Source organism: Bartonella sp. PS7NMGDW, from assembly GCF_042193585.1.
Classification (GTDB): Bacteria; Pseudomonadota; Alphaproteobacteria; order Rhizobiales; family Rhizobiaceae; genus Bartonella; species Bartonella grahamii.
This window is the reverse complement of record NZ_JBHILX010000005.1, coordinates 62,271-82,671: the sequence shown is the minus strand read 5'-3', so window position 1 is coordinate 82,671 and position 20,401 is coordinate 62,271. Positions and strand designations below refer to the sequence as shown.

General features: G+C 41.0%; 21 protein-coding genes and 1 pseudogene. 20 read left to right on the top strand and 2 right to left on the bottom strand.

The annotated features are described in order from the left end of the window. Positions 1-9 precede the first annotated feature (9 nt). From ACFIKJ_RS04110 to ACFIKJ_RS04035, 16 genes and pseudogenes are all read left to right on the top strand, one after another. Positions 10-921 (top strand): annotated as a pseudogene (locus tag ACFIKJ_RS04110) (hypothetical protein). A gap of 97 nt (positions 922-1,018) precedes the next feature. Continuing rightward, positions 1,019-2,161, top strand: coding sequence for a N4-gp56 family major capsid protein (locus tag ACFIKJ_RS04105; protein WP_375670283.1), 1,143 nt, complete (start codon positions 1,019-1,021; stop codon positions 2,159-2,161). A gap of 19 nt (positions 2,162-2,180) precedes the next feature. Beyond that, positions 2,181-2,639 carry a hypothetical protein gene (locus ACFIKJ_RS04100; RefSeq protein WP_375653732.1) on the top strand — a complete coding sequence of 153 codons (459 nt, stop codon included), beginning with the start codon at positions 2,181-2,183 and terminating at the stop codon, positions 2,637-2,639. 72 nt (positions 2,640-2,711) lie between these two features. Next, positions 2,712-3,410, top strand: a complete 699-nt coding sequence (locus ACFIKJ_RS04095; protein WP_375648531.1) for a hypothetical protein — start codon at positions 2,712-2,714, stop codon at positions 3,408-3,410. Beyond that, entirely contained in the window at positions 3,410-4,867 is a 1,458-nt protein-coding gene (locus ACFIKJ_RS04090; protein ID WP_375648530.1) for a hypothetical protein, read from the top strand. The genes ACFIKJ_RS04095 and ACFIKJ_RS04090 overlap by 1 nt, the downstream gene beginning before the upstream one ends. Positions 4,868-4,908: 41 nt before the next feature. Further along, a complete protein-coding gene (locus ACFIKJ_RS04085; RefSeq protein ID WP_208434517.1) occupies positions 4,909-5,292 on the top strand; it encodes a hypothetical protein in 384 nt (127 codons plus the stop codon). 1 nt (position 5,293) lies between these two features. Next, positions 5,294-6,349, top strand: a complete 1,056-nt coding sequence (locus ACFIKJ_RS04080; protein ID WP_375653731.1) for a tail fiber domain-containing protein — start codon at positions 5,294-5,296, stop codon at positions 6,347-6,349. Further along, a complete protein-coding gene (locus ACFIKJ_RS04075) occupies positions 6,349-8,217 on the top strand; it encodes a hypothetical protein (protein ID WP_375653730.1) in 1,869 nt (622 codons plus the stop codon). Before ACFIKJ_RS04080 ends, ACFIKJ_RS04075 begins: the two co-directional genes overlap by 1 nt. Continuing rightward, positions 8,210-10,414 carry a hypothetical protein gene (locus tag ACFIKJ_RS04070; RefSeq protein WP_375653728.1) on the top strand — a complete coding sequence of 735 codons (2,205 nt, stop codon included), beginning with the start codon at positions 8,210-8,212 and terminating at the stop codon, positions 10,412-10,414. The genes ACFIKJ_RS04075 and ACFIKJ_RS04070 overlap by 8 nt, the downstream gene beginning before the upstream one ends. Beyond that, the gene (locus tag ACFIKJ_RS04065) at positions 10,414-11,406 is read left to right on the top strand and encodes a transglycosylase SLT domain-containing protein (RefSeq protein ID WP_375670282.1); all 993 of its coding nucleotides are present in this window, start codon (positions 10,414-10,416) and stop codon (positions 11,404-11,406) included. Before ACFIKJ_RS04070 ends, ACFIKJ_RS04065 begins: the two co-directional genes overlap by 1 nt. Continuing rightward, a complete protein-coding gene (locus tag ACFIKJ_RS04060) occupies positions 11,399-12,379 on the top strand; it encodes a phage tail protein (protein ID WP_375670281.1) in 981 nt (326 codons plus the stop codon). The genes ACFIKJ_RS04065 and ACFIKJ_RS04060 overlap by 8 nt, the downstream gene beginning before the upstream one ends. A 9-nt stretch (positions 12,380-12,388) precedes the next feature. After that, positions 12,389-12,652, top strand: coding sequence for a hypothetical protein (locus tag ACFIKJ_RS04055; RefSeq protein ID WP_375653724.1), 264 nt, complete (start codon positions 12,389-12,391; stop codon positions 12,650-12,652). Between the two features lie 6 nt (positions 12,653-12,658). Beyond that, complete coding sequence (locus tag ACFIKJ_RS04050) at positions 12,659-14,347, top strand: hypothetical protein (RefSeq protein ID WP_375670280.1); 1,689 nt, start codon at positions 12,659-12,661, stop codon at positions 14,345-14,347. Positions 14,348-14,360: 13 nt separating this feature from the next. Beyond that, on the top strand, positions 14,361-15,026 hold the full coding sequence (locus ACFIKJ_RS04045; protein ID WP_375670279.1) for a lysozyme: 666 nt from the start codon (positions 14,361-14,363) through the stop codon (positions 15,024-15,026). Then, positions 15,023-15,250, top strand: a complete 228-nt coding sequence (locus ACFIKJ_RS04040) for a hypothetical protein (RefSeq protein WP_273788001.1) — start codon at positions 15,023-15,025, stop codon at positions 15,248-15,250. Before ACFIKJ_RS04045 ends, ACFIKJ_RS04040 begins: the two co-directional genes overlap by 4 nt. 131 nt (positions 15,251-15,381) lie before the next feature. Next, positions 15,382-15,600: a hypothetical protein gene (locus ACFIKJ_RS04035; RefSeq protein ID WP_375625829.1), complete on the top strand. Its 219-nt coding sequence runs from the start codon at positions 15,382-15,384 to the stop codon at positions 15,598-15,600. 60 nt (positions 15,601-15,660) lie between these two features. On the opposite strand, the gene ACFIKJ_RS04030 is transcribed toward ACFIKJ_RS04035, so the two are convergent. Together ACFIKJ_RS04030 and ACFIKJ_RS04025 are read right to left on the bottom strand one after the other, a co-directional pair. After that, positions 15,661-15,942 carry a type II toxin-antitoxin system YafQ family toxin gene (locus tag ACFIKJ_RS04030; protein WP_015856348.1) on the bottom strand — a complete coding sequence of 94 codons (282 nt, stop codon included), beginning with the start codon at positions 15,940-15,942 and terminating at the stop codon, positions 15,661-15,663. A 7-nt stretch (positions 15,943-15,949) separates the two neighbouring features. Beyond that, positions 15,950-16,231 (bottom strand): type II toxin-antitoxin system RelB/DinJ family antitoxin, encoded by a 282-nt coding sequence (locus ACFIKJ_RS04025; protein ID WP_375625831.1) that lies wholly within the window; start codon positions 16,229-16,231, stop codon positions 15,950-15,952. A gap of 190 nt (positions 16,232-16,421) precedes the next feature. Here ACFIKJ_RS04025 and ACFIKJ_RS04020 point away from each other — a divergent pair, with 190 nt between their 5' ends. From ACFIKJ_RS04020 to ACFIKJ_RS04005, 4 genes are all read left to right on the top strand, one after another. Beyond that, positions 16,422-16,856 (top strand): helix-turn-helix domain-containing protein, encoded by a 435-nt coding sequence (locus ACFIKJ_RS04020; RefSeq protein ID WP_375651955.1) that lies wholly within the window; start codon positions 16,422-16,424, stop codon positions 16,854-16,856. A 634-nt stretch (positions 16,857-17,490) separates the two neighbouring features. Continuing rightward, complete coding sequence (locus ACFIKJ_RS04015) at positions 17,491-18,654, top strand: D-alanyl-D-alanine carboxypeptidase family protein (protein ID WP_375627279.1); 1,164 nt, start codon at positions 17,491-17,493, stop codon at positions 18,652-18,654. A 28-nt stretch (positions 18,655-18,682) separates the two neighbouring features. After that, complete coding sequence (gene tmk, locus ACFIKJ_RS04010) at positions 18,683-19,327, top strand: dTMP kinase (RefSeq protein WP_375625837.1); 645 nt, start codon at positions 18,683-18,685, stop codon at positions 19,325-19,327. Further along, entirely contained in the window at positions 19,324-20,367 is a 1,044-nt protein-coding gene (locus tag ACFIKJ_RS04005) for a DNA polymerase III subunit delta' (protein ID WP_375625839.1), read from the top strand. The genes tmk and ACFIKJ_RS04005 overlap by 4 nt, the downstream gene beginning before the upstream one ends. Positions 20,368-20,401 lie beyond the last annotated feature (34 nt).

Here is a 20,401-nt window from a genome sequence, read left to right as displayed (position 1 = left end):
GAACAGAATATGGAAGAAGAGTTTACGCCTGAAGAACAAGCAATCTATGATGAACATTTTGCCAGCGATAATGCTGTTGAGTTGGTCGAGCCTGAACAAGTTGAGGAAGTTTTTGATGCAGAGGAAAGTTCTGAACAGCCAGCTGTAGAACCACTTCAAGAGCAGCCAAATTCTGATGTAATAGAATCTGATAAACTAGAGCAAGAGCGGCAAGCACGCCAAAAGGCAGAACAAAGCGCCATTGAAGCGCGTGAATTGGCTATTGAACTTGCGCAAAAATATGCCGCAATGCAGGAAGAAATCACGCGCCGCCGTGAGGAAAATGTTCCCTCCCTAGAAGACGACCCAAAAGCACATTTTGCATGGCTTAGTCATAAGGTACAAGAACAACAGAAATTGCTTGATGAGTTTTCTCATATGAGAGAGAGCCAAGAGCGCATGAGTCAAGAGGAATATGAACGCCAAAAGTTGGGGGATTATTTTGAGGAAGCCAAAGCGCAGGTACAAGATAAATATCCAGATTTAGACAGTATCACGGACTATCTCTATGAAAGAGCAGACAGTGTCTTACAAGCGCAAGCAAGCCTTTATCCGCAATGGAAAGACCCAGAGGCACGGCAACAGCAAATTGGTGCTGAATTGCGCCAAATATGCTAGCAGTGTCAGAAAGCCGGTATAAATCCAATTGAGGTGCTGGTGCAAAAAGCAAAAGCTTTTGGCTATAGTGGCGCGCCCGTTAAGGACGAAGTGGGAGCTCTTCAAGAGCGCTCTCAAGCAGCGCGGACGCTTACAGCGCGCGGCGGGCAAGTTCCAACAGGCGGTATGGATGTGAGAACGCTCTTTTCCATGCCAGAAGCCGAATTTGCTGTATGGGTTGAGAAAAATCCCGAAAAATTTGAACAAATTATGAGCAGAGCGTGAGATGTGCGTGGTGACGCGACAGAGAGAACCAAGTGATTGTTATCGTTTGGGGGAGCCGCAAGGCGAGTTTTAAAAACCAAGAAAGGCATTGATTGAAATGGCAGTAACAGAAGTAAATCTTAATGACCCATTAGCCGTTGGCGTTTGGGCTAAGATGCTAAACACAGAAACTTCAAAAGCGTTGCCCATTGCACCGCTGATGGGAAAAGGCAAAAACAGCATTATTCAAGTATTGGATATGCTAGGAAAATCCGCTGGTGACTCTGTGACGAGCGGATTAAGAGTCCAACTTATGGGGGATGGCGTTAGCGAGGGACAAACGCTGGAAGGCAATGAAGAAGCACTCCAATTTATGAATGAAACGGTGCGCATTAACGAGCTTTCTCATGCTGTACGCGTAAAATATGAAGGCACCATTGATCAACAACGTGTTTTATTTAATTTACGAACAGAAGCAAAAGATGGGCTTGTTGATTGGTATGCAGATCGCTTAAGTTTGATGTTCTTCATTCAGGCAGCAGGCTATACAGCACCATGGATGCATTTTGAAGGACGCACCATAACCCTTAAACCCGTACATTATGGTTTTAATGCTCCATTAGAGCCAAGCAAATTGCGTATTATTCGTGCCAATAAGAAAAAGACTGATGAAGAACTTACAAAAGACGATGTTTTTACATTAGATCTTATAGATCGGGCTGTTGAACGCGCTAAATTGGCAAATCCACGCTTGCGTCCGGTTCGTGTTGATGGAAAATCGGCATATGTGATGTATCTCCACCCAACACAGGTGACCCAATTGCGTACCAATACAAAGAGTGGTCAATGGTTAGACATTACCAAGGCAGCTTATGATGGCTCTGGAGCTAAGAACCCAATTTTTAATGGTTCTTTGGGGATGTATAATGGAGTTATCTTACGTGAAGCAGAGCATGTCCCCAATGGTGTTAATTCAAAGACACAAGAGCCTGTTCCCTCTGTTCGTCGTGCTGTGTTGCTTGGTGCGCAAAGTATCATCATGGCTTATGGGCGCGTTGGCAATGGAGCAACAGGAGGCGATGGGAAAGGGGGAACACGCTATAAACTCGTTGAAGAACTGTTTGATTATCAACGTGAATTTGGTTTGGCTGCAAAGACCATTATCGGCATGAAAAAATCACGCTACACCTTGCCGCATTCTGATCAAGGGGGACAAGACTTTGGCACGATTGTTATCCCTTCTTTTGCTGAAGCAAGCTAATTATTAAAGGATGACAATTATGGCAGAAAAATCGCTAATTACACAGGAACCTGATGAACCTGTTGAACCCGTTGAGACTGTTGAGACTGTTGGCATGATAGATGAGGGATTGCCACCTGTTTTGCAAGGACGCAACAACTCTACGCAGCAGGTTAGTTTTTTACGGGCGCGTGTTAAATGTACAGACCAAGGGCTGATAACGAAAATTGGTGTTCTACCCCGTGGGGCTTTGATAAAAAGAATTCAAGTTTATACCATGGCGGATTTTGAAGATGTAAAAGTTATATTTGGAAAAGAACCTAATGGCAATGATTATGGAGAAACAAAGCTTTTGCAATCTTACACTGGCAATGTGCCCCTACCTATGGAGGAACGAAATGTTCCGCTAGAGGCTGAAAATACGATTTACATGACACGAGACAAGCAAAGCACCAAGGGTGATGCTGAGGTGATTGTTGAGTTTTACACCAATCGTTAAAGGCAAGGGGGCGTTTATTGCTTGCGCCCCCCTCCCACACAATATGCCCCAAGACATTTGGAAGAGGGTGATATGACAATAATAGTACAGACAGGTGGTCCGATTGGAGACAAACAGACCATTGCTCCTTGGGATAAAAATTTTATCCAGATGTTAAACGATATTCAGGATGAAATAGATGATCAAACAGATGAGTATGTTGATCAAGTGCAAAGGGCGATATTTTCGGCTATTCGCTTTTGTGAACGATTGCCTTTTTATTTCAATGAAAGCCGCGAAGTTGTTTTTACCACTCTAAAGGGCAAAAGCCGTTATGGCGCAGAGGAAAATCCAGTTATTCCGGCTGCTGTTCGCATTGTTGATGCTTACGTTTATGGAGATAATCACAGCAAAGCAAAGCTTTTGCAGGTAGATCCGCTTGTTATTGAGAATCTTGAGGATGATTGTAGCCATGGCATGCCTACACGATACAGTTATTTTGAACAAAAGCTTATTTTGTATCCAACACCAGAGCGCGTTTATTCTATCAGGCTTATTCTTGATCCTGTGAGAATAAAAGATATTGAGAGTGCACAAGAAGCGTCCATATGGTTTCGTGAAGCCTATGAACTGATCAAAACGCGTGCAAAATATGAAATTTATACGAATATTATTAAAGAACCACAGATGGCAGCGGCAGCTTTTGCCATGTTTCAAGAGCAACTCGATGCGCTTCAAATTGAAACATCACGGCGCAAGAATTTATTAAAAATTCAACACACGGATTTCTGATGACCTTTATCCCTATTGCTGAGTATAGACCAGATGTTGCATTTATTAATAGTGGTTATTCCAGTGAGATCGTGAACGTTTTACCTGCACCAAATTCGTATATTCCGTTTCCCATTGTGGCGCCGGTCTCAGATCCTTTTCCGGATGTGATTTTGGGGGTCTATGCTGTGCGCTCATTGGGTGGTGTGCGCATTATTGTGGGTGCACCAACAAAGCTTTATGAATATGACAACAGCACGCGCGGCTGGAAAGACATTAGCAAACCTCACACACACTATCACGCCAATGAGACCGCCCTTTGGTCTTTTGCCTCCTTTGGTGATCATATCATTGCTGTTAATAGCAATGACCCACCACAAATGCTTTCGTTGAAAACAGATGAAAGGTTTTGTGATTTGAGTGGTAATCCGCCGCGTGCTGGACTTGTGCGTGTGTGGGGTGATTTTGTTTGCTTGATGCAACTAACAGATAAGCCAAACCGTGTTCAGTGGTCCGGTTTGAATGATGCAACACATTGGACGGTTGGGGAGAAAAGTTGCGATTATCAAGATTTTCCTGATGGAGAATATGTTCAAGGGTCTACGGAATCAACAAATCCACTTATTTTTATGCGCTCCGCTATTTATCACGCAACTTTTGTACCAGGCTCTAAAATTATCTTCAGTTTTGCAAAAATAAAAGACAAAATAGGGGCTAAAAGCAGTATGGCAATTGCAAGCCGTGGAGACTGTACTTTCTTTGCATCTGATGATGGTTTTTATCAAATCAACAGTGCTGGTGAAATGCTCCCTATTGGCTTTGGAAAAGTCGATAAAACTATCTTCACACTTTACAATAACTTTGCCATTGATGAGATGAGGGCATGTATTGATCCGGTCTATTCTCGTGTTTATTTTTCTATCAATGATAACACTGAAGGGATGCATATTTATGTTTATGATTGGCTTTTGCAAATATGGAGTGTCATTAAGGGGCAAAACCTTCTCTTATTTCCCCTTTTTGCAGCCGGTTATACATTAGAAGGCTTAGACGAAGTACAAGAGAGCTTGAAAGATTTACCAGCTTCTCTTGATAGTAAAATGTGGCAAAATGGTGCGCCTGTTTTGGGAGCCTTTACGCCAGACAACACATTTGGTTTTTTTGCAGGTCCTCCGATGGAAGCAGTTATTGCTTCACAAATTGTGGGGGATACGGGCAGGCAAATCAACCTGATGAGTGAGGCTTTTGTTCAAGCGGATACAACAAAAGGTTTTTTAAGTGTTGGGGCGGCTTTTATCATTGATAACAAGAACCAATTAAATTGGGCTAAAGAGCGTTATGCCGGCTATAATATTGGGATGTATAATATCCGCTCACGGGCGCGTTATCACGCTTTGCGTCTGAGAATACCAGAAGGCACGCCATGGACGCATATAACAGGCTTTGATGTAACGCTCAAACCCGCAGGCATAAGATGAGTTTTAAGATCTATAATACAGAAAAATGGAGCGCTGAACAAATGGCGCCCTATTTTGAGAATGTCATAAAATCGATAGCTTACTTTAATCAAAAATTCCCTGATGATTATAATACAGAGACCATTTTAAACGATATTTTGAAGGGAGAAAAAGTTCTTTGGATTATCGTTGATGCGCATGAAAACTTTATGGCGCATGTCACAACACAGTTACAGGAACTCGTCACTGGAGCATTAAGGGCGGTTATTGTCACGCTTGGTGGAAAGGGAGGAGCGCCCTTAACAAAGCTTATCACTCAGATTGAAGCTTATTACAAGGAAAAAGGGGCAAAAGAGCTTGTCATCATAGGCAGGCGAGGGTGGGAAAAATCTCTTAAATCGCATGGATATCTCGTTAATCTTTTAGAATATAGAAAGCAGCTTTAATATGGGAAAAAGTTCTAAACCAATCCAGAATACCCAAAACACGACGCAAACAAATGAACCCCCTGCATGGGCAAAAGGTATTTTTGAACACGCAGCTCAAGATGCCATGACTTTTTATAACCAAGGCAGCGGAAAAGCCGTTTATGACGGGCAGCGAGTTGCGGGTTTAAGTGATCAAACAAAGAATGCGATTAATGGGCTTAGCAATAATACGCATAACTATGATAACAACACTTTAAATGGAATAGCCACAGGGCAAAATTCAACAAGCCAAAACTTAAAGAACATGGCTTCAGGGCAACAAATAGGCAATAACCCTTACTTTAATGAAGCACTTCAAAACACATTAAATAAGGCAACAAGCTCTATTAACAGTTCGCTAGCAGGAGCTGGGCGTTATGGTTCGGGTGCACATACTGGGGTTTTGGCTGATGAATTGGGGGGCATAGCAACACAAGCTCTATCACAGCAATATAACCAAGATGTCAACAACATGATGAATGCCAATGGTCTCATTGACCAAGCAAACCAAAATCAGTTGGCGGGTGCCAATAATTTCTTTCAAGGTCAAGGTCAGGCAAATCTCAATGCGTTGACGGGAGGGAGTGTACTTGATGCCAATCATCAACGGCAATTAGATGAAGAGCGGCAAAAATGGGAGCAGCAGAACAATCTTGATTGGGACCAGTTAAGTAAGTTGCTTACAGCTGGTGGGGCTGTTGCTGGAAATTATGGAACGCGCACAGGACAAATGACGACATTGACTCCACAGCCAAAACCTAATCCGTGGGAGATTGTTGGAAATGTTGGAACTATCCTTGGTACTTTTGCTGGGCTTAGTGATATCAGAGCAAAAGAAAACATCAGAGAAGCTGGGCAGAGAAATGGACACAAACTCTATGAATACAACTACAAGGGGCACCCAGAGCGCTATCGCGGGGTGATGGCACAGGATGTTTTGAAGTCAAAGCCAGAAGCTGTTTTCTTGCATAAGGCGACAGGCTTTTTGCATGTGGATTATGGCAAGCTTGGCTTTGAGATGGAAAGGGTGCAGTGATGGAACAAGAAAACACAAATTCTCTTTTAAAGTTGTTTGATCCAAAATTTTTGCGTCCCTTGATGTATCAGGTCATACCTCAATTGCCAAAGCATTTGTTCGAACAGCTTTCTACGCCTCCAAGCACGCCGTTGGAAGGGCGATACAAGCCAAGTTTTTTAGAACGTGCTGCTTTTAGCACAAACCCTTTTGATGCGAGCAATGGGGATAATACTCCACAAAAATTGAGTCCTACAGAGCTTATTCGTGGTTCTCAAGCAGGAGGAGGAGAAGTTGGGAAAAAAACGCCAGCAGAATTGATTATGTCTACGGATGATTTAAAGCGCCAAATGCCTCCATTGCCGGATGTTTCAAAGGATACTGTTAAGATACAAGAGGCGCCAGAGCAACAAAAGCATGACTTCTCAGAGCAGGGGGGTGTTGCATCAATGATTCCTCCATCTCCACTTGTTGCGAACATTGATCAGTCTAGTGGGGATGAAGCTGGGCGACAGCAGAAAAATGTGATGGATTATATTGCTCAACTTAATGAGAAATCTATAGCGGAAAACTCTTTGAAAAACAATTCTGGAAATGATGAGGAAAAGCTTTTTGAGTCACCCATAGGAGAAGAAAAACATTTGAATGCACACTTACCAGAAGAGGAGCATTTAAAAGCAAGTGGTGATCTTGAACAAAAAACAGATTATATCAAGTCACTTGATAACTTTGTTCAGACAGGAGCAAATCCAAGTAGCTTATGGGAGCGTTTTAGAAAATCAGAATTTTCCGAGCATTTAATGGATTTTTTTGCGGGGCTTGCATCAGGAAAAACACCGCAAGAAAGTTTTTCAAATGCGGCGCTTGTTATGCGGCAGGGCAATAATATACGTGCTCAAAATAGACCAATTTTTGAGTTTTTACGCTCTAAAGGATATAGTGATAAAGACGCACAAGCCCTTGTGCAATATCCAGATCTTGCCATGAAAGTTATAGGCAACACGTTAAGCTCTCAAGAAGCCTATAGAACATTGACATCAGAAGAAAAGGCAGAGCAGGGATTGCCTGAGGATATGACTTTCCAAGTCTCAACAAGCACAGGGAAAATTATACCTGTCCAAGGGGGACAACGTTCCACTGCTTCTGGATTAGGGGGAAATGCTGATAACATGCTGTCAAAGCCTGAAGCAGGTTATATGTATATTAAGGATAAAAAAGCACTTGGTGGCATACGTGCGATGCCAATTGCAGGCAGTGGTGCAGAACATAAATTAATTCAAGAACAGAAGGAGGAGGAGCGTAAAAACCAACAAATGCAAATGAAAATTTTGGAGTCGGCGGAGATGTCCAATCGTATACTCTCGGCATCTAAAGAATTGCTAAAGATTGTTGAGGAAAATCCGCATGTTGTTGGTTTCACGGGTTCTATAATGTCGTTCCTTCCTAATTCTAAGGCAAAAGATTTTATGCATATGCTTGATTCATTAAAGGCGAGTATCGGGCTTGATGCCTTGAGAAAAGCAAAAGCATTTTCACCAAGTGGTGCATCTGGCTTTGGGAATTTGTCTAATATGGAATTACAAGCATTGCAAAACTCTGTAGCGGCACTGTATCAAGATCTTTCTGCAGAGCAAATGAAGAAGTCGTTAAAAACAGTTATTGACACTTTCAACAAATCCAATGCAGCAACGCGCGCAATTCTTTTTGGTGGTGCAGAAGCAACAAGCGAGCTCGTTCGAGCCGCCTATGGGGAAGATGCTTATAAAGGGAATAAGGGGAATCATGCACAGTCAAATGATCCACTAGAAAAACAGATAGAAGCATTGCCGGAAGGCATGCTGTTCGTTGATAGTGACGGGCGCATTAAGGAGAAACAAACCAATGGCTGAAGTAATTCCTCCTCTTATTAATCGTAAAAACACAAGAGTCATTGGGCATATAAGTGACTATACACCAGAACAGCTTCAAGAGCTTTTCGCGAAGAATAAGGAAAGGCTAAGTGGTTCTGTTACAGGAAATAGTGGTGCAACAGAAGAAGATGATCCACATCCAAGTGCTGCGGGTGCTTTTGGATGGGGTGCTCTTCATGGATTAACCATGGGGTATGATGATGAAATAGCTGGAATATTAGAAGCAGGACCTTGGGATTATTGGATGGGAGATAAAGAGGCAGTCAAAAAATATAATGAAGTAACAAAGCGATGGCGTGACTATCAAAGAGCGGCGAACCGAGATCAGTTTTATCTATCTCTTGCGGGGAATTTAACGGGTGCTGCGGCACCCGTAATTGCTTCTGCCCTCTTTCCACCCGCGGCAGGGGCTACTGCTGCTGCTCGTGCGGCAATTGGGGCTGATGTTGTGCTGGGAGGTAGAGCTGGTGTTGCAGGAGCACAAATAACCAGTAAAGCTTTAGCAGCAGGAGAAAGGGCGGTGCAATCTGCTTTAGCAGAGGGTGCGGAACGGGCAGCGGCAAAAGCTGCAGGTGAAGCAGCAATGAAAGCAGTAGCAAGTAAAGAGGCGGCAAAATTTAGCTTGGGGCGTGCGGCAAAAACTGGAGCTATTTATGGTGGAATAGCAGGCAGTGGTGAAGGGGAAGGGCTTGCAGATACTCTAATGTCTGCTGGGTTAGGTGCAGGGCTAGGCGTTGCAACACCATTTGTTGCCAGTGGTGTATCAAAAGTGACGCCTTTTGTGACAAAATCACTTAAAGCAGCATTGAGAGGACCTATAAGCCCAGCTGAAATGGCAGCAAAAGCAGCGCTAATGCCAGAAAAAGAAGCATTTCAGGTAAGCGATAGAGCGCTTAGGGATGTAAGCCAGACTTTAGGGGATGAAGGTGTTGATAAGCTTGAAAGGGCATTAAAACAGCGTGGTCCTGATTCAATGATTATTGATCTTCACGATGGGCTTGCTACAAGAGCTTTTAAGGCAGCAAAAAAAGACCATGATACTTATTCGCTCATAAGTAATCGTTTGAATGAAAGACAAGATGCTAGTGCACTGCGGGTAAAGGATGCGTTGACAGATGTGATGGGTCCAAAAGTAGATACGCTTGATTTAAAGCAAGAGATTATCAAACAAGCACAGAAAAAGGCTGAACCATTTTATGAGAGGGCGAAAGCTTCTCCTATTTCTAATGCTGTTCGTGAAGATTTATCGCGGTTGCAAGAAACTCCTGCCTTCCAAAAAGCCTATAAAAAAGCAATTGCGCAAATGCCAAATGAAGCGGATGCAACAGTTATAGGGAGCAATGGATATCCAAAACTGAATATGCGGATTTTACATAAGATGAAAGAGGTTTTTGATGATCAAATTAATTCTGCGCGCATCAAAGGAAAATGGGGATATGCTCGAGATTTGACTGATTTCAAACAACGCATTCTGGACGTTTTGGATACGTCCTCTCCAGATTATGCTAAAGCACGGAAAATTTATTATGACGAGCGTACTATCGGTGATGCCTTAGAGCAGGGAAAACAAGCGCTGAAGAAGAGCGTTAATCTCGATACAATCAACAGTCAACTTTCGGGTTTTGGGTTGATGGAAAAAGATGCGTTTCAAAAAGGGATGCGGTCACAAATAGAGGATGCAGCAGGCAATGCACAGAATTTTGAACACAGTCTTTTGAGTTTGTTTGACACGCAGAATGGTCAAGAAAAATTACGGCAGAGTTTTGGTGAGGACAAAGCCAAGCAACTTATGAAAGTGTTGCGACCAGAAGTGGAAAGAACAAAACTTTTTGCACGATTGCCAAACCATATGGGTGAAGTAGAAGAGAGGGGGGCACAACAGACTATGGGTATAGGAAAGATTGCTTTCATCAAGGCAGTTGTAAAAAATTTCGCAAGAGAATTTGGACGCAAATTCTCAAGCGTCCATAAAGATACTGAGAGAGATATTGCAGCGCTTATAACAGCGCGGGAAAAAGGGGAATTTGGGTTAGCAAGAGAAAAAGCTGTTGAACTAATTAAGACGTTTCATGAAGCAGAAAAGAAACGCTTAATAACACGAGAAAATTATACGAAATTCATTAATTTTGTTGGCATTATTTTGAATAGCAGCGTTGATAGAACGGTTATAAACTAATGATCAATTTTCATCCTAATGTGAAGCGTGCTATCTCACAGGCAGCACAAAAATATGGTTTGCCAGAAAGCTTTCTTGAACGTGTTGCTATGATAGAAAGTAATGGTAATCCAAATGCAAGAAATAAGAACAGCAGTGCAGGGGGGCTGTATCAATTTCTCGATTCAACAGCAAAACAGTATCAACTCAATAACAAGTTTGATCCCTTTCAAGCAACCGATGCTATGGCGCGGTTAACGAAGGATAATACGCGTTATTTAGCAACAGCATTAGGCAGAGAGCCATCAGAGGCAGAGCTTTACCTCGCACACCAACAAGGACCAGCAGGGGCAGTAAAGCTTATCAAAAATCCACATATTCCAGCAAGCCAGCTTTTAGGTCGACAGGCAGTCACACTCAACGGTGGCAACATGGAAGCTACAGCAGGGGATTTTATGAATCATATTTATGGGCTTTACAATAAAACGGGAGATGCTTTGAAGAGAACGATACAGCAAAACCAAAGCAATGGACAAGCAGCACCAAACGAGGAGGGTCCTTTGTGTGGGTTTGAGAGGCTTCAAAAGACACTTCAAGGTAATCAGGTGGGTCAAGGTGATCAAGGGGGCAAGCAATTAATGGCATATGACACGCCATTCCCAAACAGAATGATGGCACCTGAAAGCAGAGACAATTTAACAGGACGGGTTATGGAAACCACACCATTGCAAGCACAAGGTATTGATGCAGGTGCTCTTAAAAAGGGCTTTTCCGGTTTGCTTCATTTAATGAGAGAGAATGGAGAACGACAAAAACAGCAGGCACAGATGGTACAGCAACAAATGTTACAGCAACCAGTCATGGCGGGTTTCTCACAATCGACTGGGGGACCGACAGATTTAACACCTCTTATTGATCCCTCTAGGCGGCAATCTGTTGGTTCCTATGGGCGGCAAAAAGAAGAGCAATTGCGCGAAGAGCTATTAAGAAGAACGGGGGCTTATCATGTCTGATATTTATGACTGGTCACTCACAGCTGATCAAAATGCCAATTCCGATAGTATCATTAATTGGGCAGAAGGGCAGCCGCCTAGTTCTGTTAATGATAGTGCGCGGGTCATGATGCAGCGTATACGTGAATATCTTGCCGATAATGGTGGTTCTCTTGACTCAAAGTTTATTGTGAATGGAAAGGAACAAACAACATCAATCACGTTGACGACGGTTTCGCCGATAGCGAAATATAAAAACGATATCATTATTCGCTTTAAGGCGCGTGGTATAAATATTGGCACGACAACAATAAACATGAATAATATAGGAGCAAAGCCACTCTATAAAGCCACCAGCACGGGGATAGTACCATTGACAGGCGGTGAGTTACAAACAAATGGTATTTATGAAATAGTCTATAATGATGGCGCATTAACAAAAGGTCTTGAGGGCTGGTATCTTTTAAATCCTACTCCCATTCCACCACCGAAGGTTGAAACCTTTCCTTGTGGTTTTATTGCGACCTTTGCTATGCAAGAAGTCCCAAACGGCTGGCTTTTATGTGATGGCGCTACTTATGAACGCAAAGATTATCCGCAATTATTCAAGGCGATAGGGGATAAATGGGGAAAAAACAGCGATACAACCTTTAAAGTTCCAGATTTTAGAGGAGTGTTTTTGCGCGGCTTTGATAATGGTCGCGGTTTAGACAGAAGTAGACAATTTGCTGATATACAGCAAGATTGCCTTAAATCGCACACACATGCTTGTAGCGTTGAATCGGCGGGGCAGCACGCACACAATTTTCAGTATAATGGAGTGGGGTGGAGCGCCAATGATATTGGCAGAAGGAATCCCTTTTATCACTATCAAACCCTTACAGGGACAACAGAACCTGCTGGAGTGCACACGCATAAGGTAACGATTTCTTCAACGGGTGAGGCAGAAACGCGCCCTATTAATGTACCGGTTGTTTATGCCATAAAATCATAAGGTTTTCAGATGATCAATAATCCGTCTGCTATTGATGATATTGCGGACGCGGAGCAAATCCGCGTCCTTTTTTATGCAAGCAATCGAATGGTTCATGCGCCATTGAATAAGGTGCTTGATCTTGTCAAAAACGATATACAGCATGATCTTTTAAGCGCTTTGGCAGAGTATCAAGAAGCGACAGATCAACGCATAGAGATCATGCAAAAACTTATTGATGAATTGCAGTCTCTCATCTCCCACAACCTCAAAAATAGAATTGCTAAGGAATGAAACGCGATGCCATTACCCTATCACACACATATATTTAAGCTTGAACCAGCAACAAAAGAAGAAGTCAAAGAAGGTGTTTTAGATAGTAAGGCTCTTGCACCTGTTTCAGTGGGGAGTGCAGCAGCTTATGAGGTAGAATATTTTGCAACCGCTGCTCAAGGAAAAAAGGCTGATGATGCTGTTGCAAAGAGAGATATTGGAGCTCTTGCTTACAAAGATAAGGTCACAATTTGTGATATTGAAGCAAGTGGTGAAGTGCATGAGAATGCGATTTTATCAGGCGCTGGCTGGGTAAAAATATCGTCTTTAGGGATTGGCGATATGAAGGCTGCTACATATGATCCCGATAATGTGGGGGCAAATGTATTTTCTATGGAAAATATGAACGAGGGTCCTACAAAAAAGATCTTAACCACAGAGGAAAGATCAAAACTACGATGGTTGAGTGCTACCCAACCAACAATAGAAAAGTGGCATAAGGGAAGTGAAGGTGTTTATTATCCCATATCTCCGGTAGATCTCAAAAATACCATTCGTTATTTTGTAGGCTCAAAGTCTGTTGGTATGTCAAAATCAGTTTATGATCCAGATAAAATAGAAAAAGATGCCTTTGATATGGAGAATATGAATGAGGGGAATACGCATCTTATTTTAACCCCTCAAGAACGTGCACAGGTTGCAAAAATTGATAAAATTAAAGATGTGGCACAACACGCACAGGAAAGCGCACAACAAGGGCTTTATGCAGCAAGTGAGGCAAGGAGTATAGGGAGTGCTGCATTCAATACAGCGGATTTTGCACAAACAATAGCTGAGTCCGCACAAAAAACAGGAGACAGGGCACAAGCTGTGGCAAGTGTCGCACAAGAAACAGCGGATAGTGTACAGAAAAAAGTTGATCTCATTCAACCTCTTGCAAAAAAAGACTGGATTGATGGCACAAAGACAGTGGATGCACTTATCTCACCAGCCAAACTGATGGCTTCAATCAAAGCAAATAGTAGCAATAGCAGCGGCGCTGGTAGCGGCAACAATGGTGGCGGGGTTAGAAAACCTGTTGAAATTCTGATGACAGAAAGCGGAGATATTCCATTGCCTGATGGTATTAATGCTGACACCGATATCGAAGTATGGGCTTGGGGCGGTGGAGGTGGAGGCGTTAAAGATGGCGGCGGCGGCGGCGGTCAATGCGTGCATGTTAAAATGAAAGGTTCTGATTTAGATAAATTAAAAACAGCTTACATTGGTCGTGGTGGTAAAGGCAATGACAGTAACATTTTATGCAATGGTGGTAAAACAATTATCAAAGGGCTTGTTACTGCAGAAGGAGGATATTCCGTCTCCATGATTTTTGTTAACTTTGGAGGGAAAGGTGGCGATGGAGGAGGAGACAGGGAGGGCATCAGTGGTGAAAGCTTTATTTTTTCTGGTGGGAATGGTGGAGGAAGTGGAAGTGACGGCAAGAGAGCTGGTACCGGTGGAAGTTCTTTTCTTGGCGGCGGCGGCGGCGGTGGCGGTAAATGTAAGGGTTCTATCATGGGGCAGGGTGGTGAGAGTTACAAAGGTGGTAGAGGTGGTCGTGGCGGCAATGGAGCTGGCGGCGGCGGCGGTGGATATTTTGATGGGAAACACGGAAGCGACAAAATTGGCGGCGACGGCGGTGACGGAGCAGTACTGATAAAGGTATATTTATAAGGTGAATTGAACAATGGCACGGAAAATAAGTAAAGACTGTTTATACTGTTTAAAAAAGTGGGAAGGTTTGCGCTTGCAGTCTTATCAAGATGCTTCTGGCGTATGGACGATTGGTTATGGTCATACGAAAAAAGCTGGTCAACCAACAGTGGTTGAGGGCATGGTGATTACGGAAAAAAAAGCCGAAACCATGCTTTTAGCAGATTTGCGGCAATATGAGAGGGCGGTAGAAAAAGCAGTTTGTGTGAATTTAAGCGACGAGCAGTTCGGCGCCCTTGTTTCCTTTTGTTATAATGTAGGTATTGCAGCTTTCCAAAGCTCTACATTGCTTAAAAGGCTTAATCGGGGGGATTATGAAGCTGTACCAACCGAATTGCAGAAATGGACCAAAGCAGGCGGTAAGCGTTTACAAGGTCTTGTACATCGGCGTGTAGCAGAGGCAGGGCTATGGGCGAAAGGGGCTTATGTTTCTTCTAATTATCAAACAGTAGAAACGAAACAACCAACAGGGTTTCTCAAAGCAGAAGCATTGGCACCGATTATTGGTTCTTTCTCAGGTCTTGGTGGGTTTTTAGCGGGTAATGGACCAATCCAATGGGCTTTAGCCGCCATTATGGTTTTAGCCGCATGTACTGGCATTTTCTTTGTTGCTAAACGCTTTCAGGAGCACCGCCTATGATCTTATGGATGAAAAGAAACTTGATGGTAACAGGTGCGGCTTTAGCCGCTTTTTTTATTGCCTTAGCAAAAGCTTTTACTCTTGGGAAAAAAGTAGAGCAACAAAAGCAAACAGAAAAAGCTTTAAAAGCAGCCACAACACGGCTTGAGGTGGAAAGTGAAGTTAATCAAAAAAGTGATGCTGATGTGCGTGCTGCTCTCTCTCACTGGTTGCGCGACAAATAAATATGTTTTTTCTTGTGTTGGTTGGTTACCTATTTATTTAAGCCGACAAGATCTGAACACCATTAGCTCAAACTTAGCAAGAGAGATCTTAAAGCATAACAAGCAGGGTCAACGCTTGTGTGGGTGGAAACATGGCTAGAAAAAAAACACAAGACGATATAGAGCTTACAGAAGCAGAAAAAGAAATGCTTCAAGAAATGATCATCACCTATCAAAGCGTGAAAATGATGTCTCGCTTGATGAAGTGGATAGCATTTTTTCTTTTTTTGCTTATCCTTGATTTTGCACGTCTCATGGACGCGCTAGATAATGTCATTGCACATTTAAAGCATTGGTTTTCAAAGAACTGAACAACTGTCATAAAAGAAAAAAATGCGTAAAATTCTTTTTACTATGAATTGAAGATCCAATTATAAACGCAGTTCAGAATGGGAACCAAGTCGTAAAAGCTCTAGTGTTTTGGCATCTGGCTTTCGATAGATCAAAACTAAATCGGGCTTTATGTGACAATCACGACAATTGCGCCACTGACCTGTTAGTGCATGATCTCTCCAATGCGCCTTTAGCGGTTCATTCTCTGCTAACGCTTGGACCACAAGCAGCAAATCCTCCTCTAGTGCATTAGCATATTTACCTTTGCTTTCACGTTTAAGGTCACGGCGGAATGAACGCGTATAGACAATTTCCCGCATAGCAAGCTTAGGTTTGCTTTTCAGATTTACGCGCTTGGGTTCTATCTGCGCGTATCATGGTCCTTAAGCCGTCTAATGATGTACGTTCGACGCGTCCCATTTCGGCATCCTCGATAGCTTGTAATGTTTCCATATTTGGTTGGAATAGATCAAGTGGTAATGCTCTATCTCTAGCAATGCGGGTCATAAACATGCGTACTGCATCTGATATAGTTAAACCCGTAGACTTAATAACTGCACTTGCAATTTCTTGAACTTCATCAGGTATGCGGGCTTGAATTTTTCCCATTGCTAAATCTCCTACTTAATTGTACTACAATGTACTACATTTCAAACCTATGTCAAGAGATTTATCCGTCATGCCATACAACCTTGTGTATTAAGGAGGGTAGGAAGTCAATTTTTAAAAGGAGCTAACCAAAACCTAAGAATTTCTGCTAGAATCACGAGAGAGCTTCTTTTTTAATAGGATTTTTTAGATGCCAACACCATTTGGTAAAACCTTACGCAAACTCCGCATTGATCATTCAGAACGCCTTTTAGATATGGCTAAAAAATTAGATATATCTGTAGCATTTTTATCATCTGTAGAAATTGGCAAAAGATCTGTTCCTGTAGGATTAGAGGAAAAGATAATTGAACTCTATACTTTAGATCAAGAGGTAGCAGAAATTTTGAGAAGAGAATCGGATGCTTGTCGCAAAAGTTTCACTATAAAGCCTTCTGATACATTCAGATGTGAAGCTATTGGTATGTTCTCTAGACTGATAAACATTATTTCACAAGAAGATTTAGAACTATTAAAAAAATTATTAGAGAAAGCTGGCAAAAAGAATGCGCTTTGTAAAGGAAAGTGTGAAAATCCTATTCCCGAACCTAATTATATGGTCCCTAACCTTAAAAAATATAAATAAAATCAATATCTTATTGCAATTAAATTTAAGATTCGAATTCAGGTACTTATTCAAAAGGGACATATTTTAACACGCTACAAGCCTATTTTACGATAGAGCCTGTGAATGGTATGATTGGTAACGCCTTTAGACATCACTATCTTTACACTTATGAAGATATAAACCGCCACCATCGTACATTTTGCAAGCCTCCAATTTTTTGTGCGATAATTTTTAATACTTGTCATGTTTATAAGAAGTATTTTTACTCTCTTTTTAATAAATTTTATTCATATACGAACCTTACTTATGACGCGTAAGCAAGCTATTTTATTAAATTCAATATAAGAGGAAATATAACGAAGGAATCTTACAGTATTTTTAATAATATAAAATTTAAAATATTGTAATTTATTATAATAAACAATGTACTATAAATATAAAACAACAAATAAAAAATATTTTTTCTTTCATGCTTTAAAATATTAAAATCAACTTAGATGTAAGATAAAAAGTGCATCATATTACTTTTGCTAACGCTGAATAAAAATAAAATCTTTTCTTTGGTTGTCAATAATTCCTCAATTTGCAGAAATAAAAAAGTTTTTTCCTATATAAGATTCTTTATGTTGATCTTTGGGATGGGAGGAGAGCTATGTATACAACATTAAGGATCTTATTGACTTTATGGGGAATATTGGCATTTGACACGTGGGGGAGAGCAGAAGTTTTTCAAATTTCTGCATCACAATTGTTGTTACTCGATGATGATACAGGGACAATACTTTATGAAAAACAAAGTGATATTCCTTTTTTTCCTGCTTCATTAGCAAAATTGATGACAGTAGAAGTTGTATTTCATCACTTAAAGAAGGGATTGTTAAAGAGTACGCAGAAATTCAAGGTAAGTGAAAATGCTTGGCGTAAAGGTGGAGCACCTTCCGGTACAACCACTATGTTTGCAAAGATAAAGACAGAAATCAGTGTTTCTGATCTTTTACGTGGTTTAATTATTATGAATGGAAATGATGCTGCTATTATTCTTGCTGAAGGAATATCTGGACATGAGTCCCATTTTGCAAAACTGATGAATCAGCGCGCGAAAGTGGTCGGATTATCTCAAAGTCATTTTGTTAACGCAACAGGGCTACCCGAAGAGGGACAATTTGTAACCGTGCGTGATATGATTATATTAGCACGTCATATTGTTCAGGAATATCCGGATTATTATGCACTTTATCGTGAGCCTCATTTTACGTGGAATAATATTTTTCAACGTAATAAAAACCCTCTTATTTCTAAGGAAATTGGTGTAGAAGGATTTGGTTTTGGCTACAGCGAAAAAGAAGGATTTTCAATGGTTGCCACCATTTCTAAAAATCATCGACGTCTTTTTTTAGCACTCAATGGTTTGCAAGATGGTAAAAAATATACAAAAGAAATAGAACACATTCTTCAATGGGGAATGACAGCATTTGATCTCAAAACGATTTTCACAAAAGAAGAAACGATTGGTCGTGCTTCTGTTTATGGTGGTAAGCAAAATTTTGTTCCACTCATTGTTAAAAAACCAATAAGTTTTATGCTTTCGAATGAAAAAAAAGTAAATGTTAAAGCAAAAATTAAATATCATGGTCCGTTGAAAGCTCCCATCGTTTTTGGGCAATCAGTTGGCGTTCTTCAAATTTTAGAAGATAAAAAGGTTCTTCTGGAAAAACCTGTTTTTGCCGGAATGAATGTTCAGGAAGGAAGTTTCTTTGCAAAAGTAAAAAATGCATTCTATGAAATAACAATTGGATGGTTACGGAAATATTTGTAGTTACGTGCTAATAAGGTTAAGGTCATACGTGTCAGGTTATTTTATTACATTTGAAGGAGGGGACGGGGTAGGAAAAACGGTGCAGATTTCTTTACTTGCTGAGTTTCTCTCTCACCAAGGTTATGATGTTGTTACAACACGAGAACCAGGAGGAACGCTAGGAGCAGAAGCAATCCGGTATATTTTGTTGTCGGGGCAAGCGCAACAGTATGGACCGTTGATTGAAGCTGTTTTGTTTACAGCTGCACGTGTCGACCATGTTACCGAGTTTATCGCGCCTTCTTTGCAAAAAGGTAAAATCGTTTTATGTGACCGCTTTATTGATTCTACACGCGTTTATCAAGGACTCAATAATACAGTCAGTTCTTCTCTTCTTGCTGTTTTAGAGTGTATTGCACTCAATGGTATCTTGCCTCATTTAACATTTTTATTAGATATGCCAGCAATGTGTGGTATGAAACGTGCAAATTTACGAAGAAAAGAAACAGAAGAAATTGATTATTTTGAAAAAGATCAGTTGGAAATTCAAGAACAAAGGCGTCAAGCTTTTCTTCAGTTGGCCAAACAGGAACCCCATAGATTTCGAGTCATTGATGCCACTGGCTCAGTGGAAGTCGTTGCACATCAAATAAAAAATATTTGTCATCAGGTATTGTTGGATCAGCTTTCATGAGTAATGTAAATATCTCACGCCAATATGATGATATTGATACAATTTTATCACCATCCCAGAATGATGTTGTTTTTGGTCATGAGGATGTTCGTCATTTTTTGACACAAATGCTTAAAGAAGAACGTTTGCATCATGCATTATTATTTGAAGGAGAATATGGGATTGGAAAGGCTACATTAGCCTTTCATCTTGCTTGGAACATTTTAAGTTCTCAACAGGGGGCTTTCTTGAAACCCGATCCTTATTCTACTCCATGGCGCCAAATTACACAAGGAAGTCACCCTGGTCTTTTGTATATTTCACGTCGATTTGATGTAAAAACGCAAAAGTTTAAAACAGGAATACTCGTTGATGATATCCGTGATATTATGCATTTTTTAAGCCGAACATCGCAAGATAATGGATGGCGTATTGTTATTATTGATTCTGCAGATGATATGAATAGAAATGCAGCAAATGCAATTCTCAAAATACTTGAAGAACCACCTACAAAAACGTTATTTGTTATTATCGCGCATTCTTCCGGAAAATTGCTTCCAACAATCCATTCACGGTGTCAAAAAATTTCTTTCCGTCCGTTGAATAACGATGAAATGAAAAAAGTTATTACACATATTTTCGCCAATCAGGATTTACCTGATGAGAAAACAATTGAAACGATTATTAAAAAATCCGAAGGAAGTCCTCGAAAAGCCGCTTTACTTATTTGCCATGGCGGACTTGAAATTATTAAAACAATTGATGCTCTCCTAGAGAAACCTGTTTGTAACGCAACGATTGTACATACTCTTGCACAAACATTTTCATCTGTTTCTTCTACATTCCAATTTCAACAATTTTGTGATGAAATTCTTAATAAAATTCAAAAAAAAGCTATCATACTTGTTGAAAAGGGAGACTTATTTCTCTCAAAAAAATATGCGGAAAAATGGCAAGAGATTCATCAAGAAATAGAGGAAATACAACTGTTTAATCTCGATAAAAAGCAGTTTGTTATTAACTTACTTTTTAAAGTTCATAAGATCATTCATGAGGATTAGTTTTTCCGTGACAATACGATGAACAGACGTTATG

What these genes read in the sequence shown, in the direction of transcription:
- ACFIKJ_RS04105 (WP_375670283.1), top strand. Translation starts at nt 1,019, where the DNA reads ATGGCAGTAACAGAAGTAAATCTTAATGACCCATTAGCCGTTGGCGTT.
- ACFIKJ_RS04100 (WP_375653732.1), top strand. Translation starts at nt 2,181, where the DNA reads ATGGCAGAAAAATCGCTAATTACACAGGAACCTGATGAACCTGTTGAA.
- ACFIKJ_RS04095 (WP_375648531.1), top strand. Translation starts at nt 2,712, where the DNA reads ATGACAATAATAGTACAGACAGGTGGTCCGATTGGAGACAAACAGACC.
- ACFIKJ_RS04090 (WP_375648530.1), top strand. Translation starts at nt 3,410, where the DNA reads ATGACCTTTATCCCTATTGCTGAGTATAGACCAGATGTTGCATTTATT.
- ACFIKJ_RS04085 (WP_208434517.1), top strand. Translation starts at nt 4,909, where the DNA reads ATGGCGCCCTATTTTGAGAATGTCATAAAATCGATAGCTTACTTTAAT.
- ACFIKJ_RS04080 (WP_375653731.1), top strand. Translation starts at nt 5,294, where the DNA reads ATGGGAAAAAGTTCTAAACCAATCCAGAATACCCAAAACACGACGCAA.
- ACFIKJ_RS04075 (WP_375653730.1), top strand. Translation starts at nt 6,349, where the DNA reads ATGGAACAAGAAAACACAAATTCTCTTTTAAAGTTGTTTGATCCAAAA.
- ACFIKJ_RS04070 (WP_375653728.1), top strand. Translation starts at nt 8,210, where the DNA reads ATGGCTGAAGTAATTCCTCCTCTTATTAATCGTAAAAACACAAGAGTC.
- ACFIKJ_RS04065 (WP_375670282.1), top strand. Translation starts at nt 10,414, where the DNA reads ATGATCAATTTTCATCCTAATGTGAAGCGTGCTATCTCACAGGCAGCA.
- ACFIKJ_RS04060 (WP_375670281.1), top strand. Translation starts at nt 11,399, where the DNA reads ATGTCTGATATTTATGACTGGTCACTCACAGCTGATCAAAATGCCAAT.
- ACFIKJ_RS04055 (WP_375653724.1), top strand. Translation starts at nt 12,389, where the DNA reads ATGATCAATAATCCGTCTGCTATTGATGATATTGCGGACGCGGAGCAA.
- ACFIKJ_RS04050 (WP_375670280.1), top strand. Translation starts at nt 12,659, where the DNA reads ATGCCATTACCCTATCACACACATATATTTAAGCTTGAACCAGCAACA.
- ACFIKJ_RS04045 (WP_375670279.1), top strand. Translation starts at nt 14,361, where the DNA reads ATGGCACGGAAAATAAGTAAAGACTGTTTATACTGTTTAAAAAAGTGG.
- ACFIKJ_RS04040 (WP_273788001.1), top strand. Translation starts at nt 15,023, where the DNA reads ATGATCTTATGGATGAAAAGAAACTTGATGGTAACAGGTGCGGCTTTA.
- ACFIKJ_RS04035 (WP_375625829.1), top strand. Translation starts at nt 15,382, where the DNA reads ATGGCTAGAAAAAAAACACAAGACGATATAGAGCTTACAGAAGCAGAA.
- ACFIKJ_RS04030 (WP_015856348.1), bottom strand. Translation starts at nt 15,942, where the DNA reads ATGCGGGAAATTGTCTATACGCGTTCATTCCGCCGTGACCTTAAACGT.
- ACFIKJ_RS04025 (WP_375625831.1), bottom strand. Translation starts at nt 16,231, where the DNA reads ATGGGAAAAATTCAAGCCCGCATACCTGATGAAGTTCAAGAAATTGCA.
- ACFIKJ_RS04020 (WP_375651955.1), top strand. Translation starts at nt 16,422, where the DNA reads ATGCCAACACCATTTGGTAAAACCTTACGCAAACTCCGCATTGATCAT.
- ACFIKJ_RS04015 (WP_375627279.1), top strand. Translation starts at nt 17,491, where the DNA reads ATGTATACAACATTAAGGATCTTATTGACTTTATGGGGAATATTGGCA.
- ACFIKJ_RS04005 (WP_375625839.1), top strand. Translation starts at nt 19,324, where the DNA reads ATGAGTAATGTAAATATCTCACGCCAATATGATGATATTGATACAATT.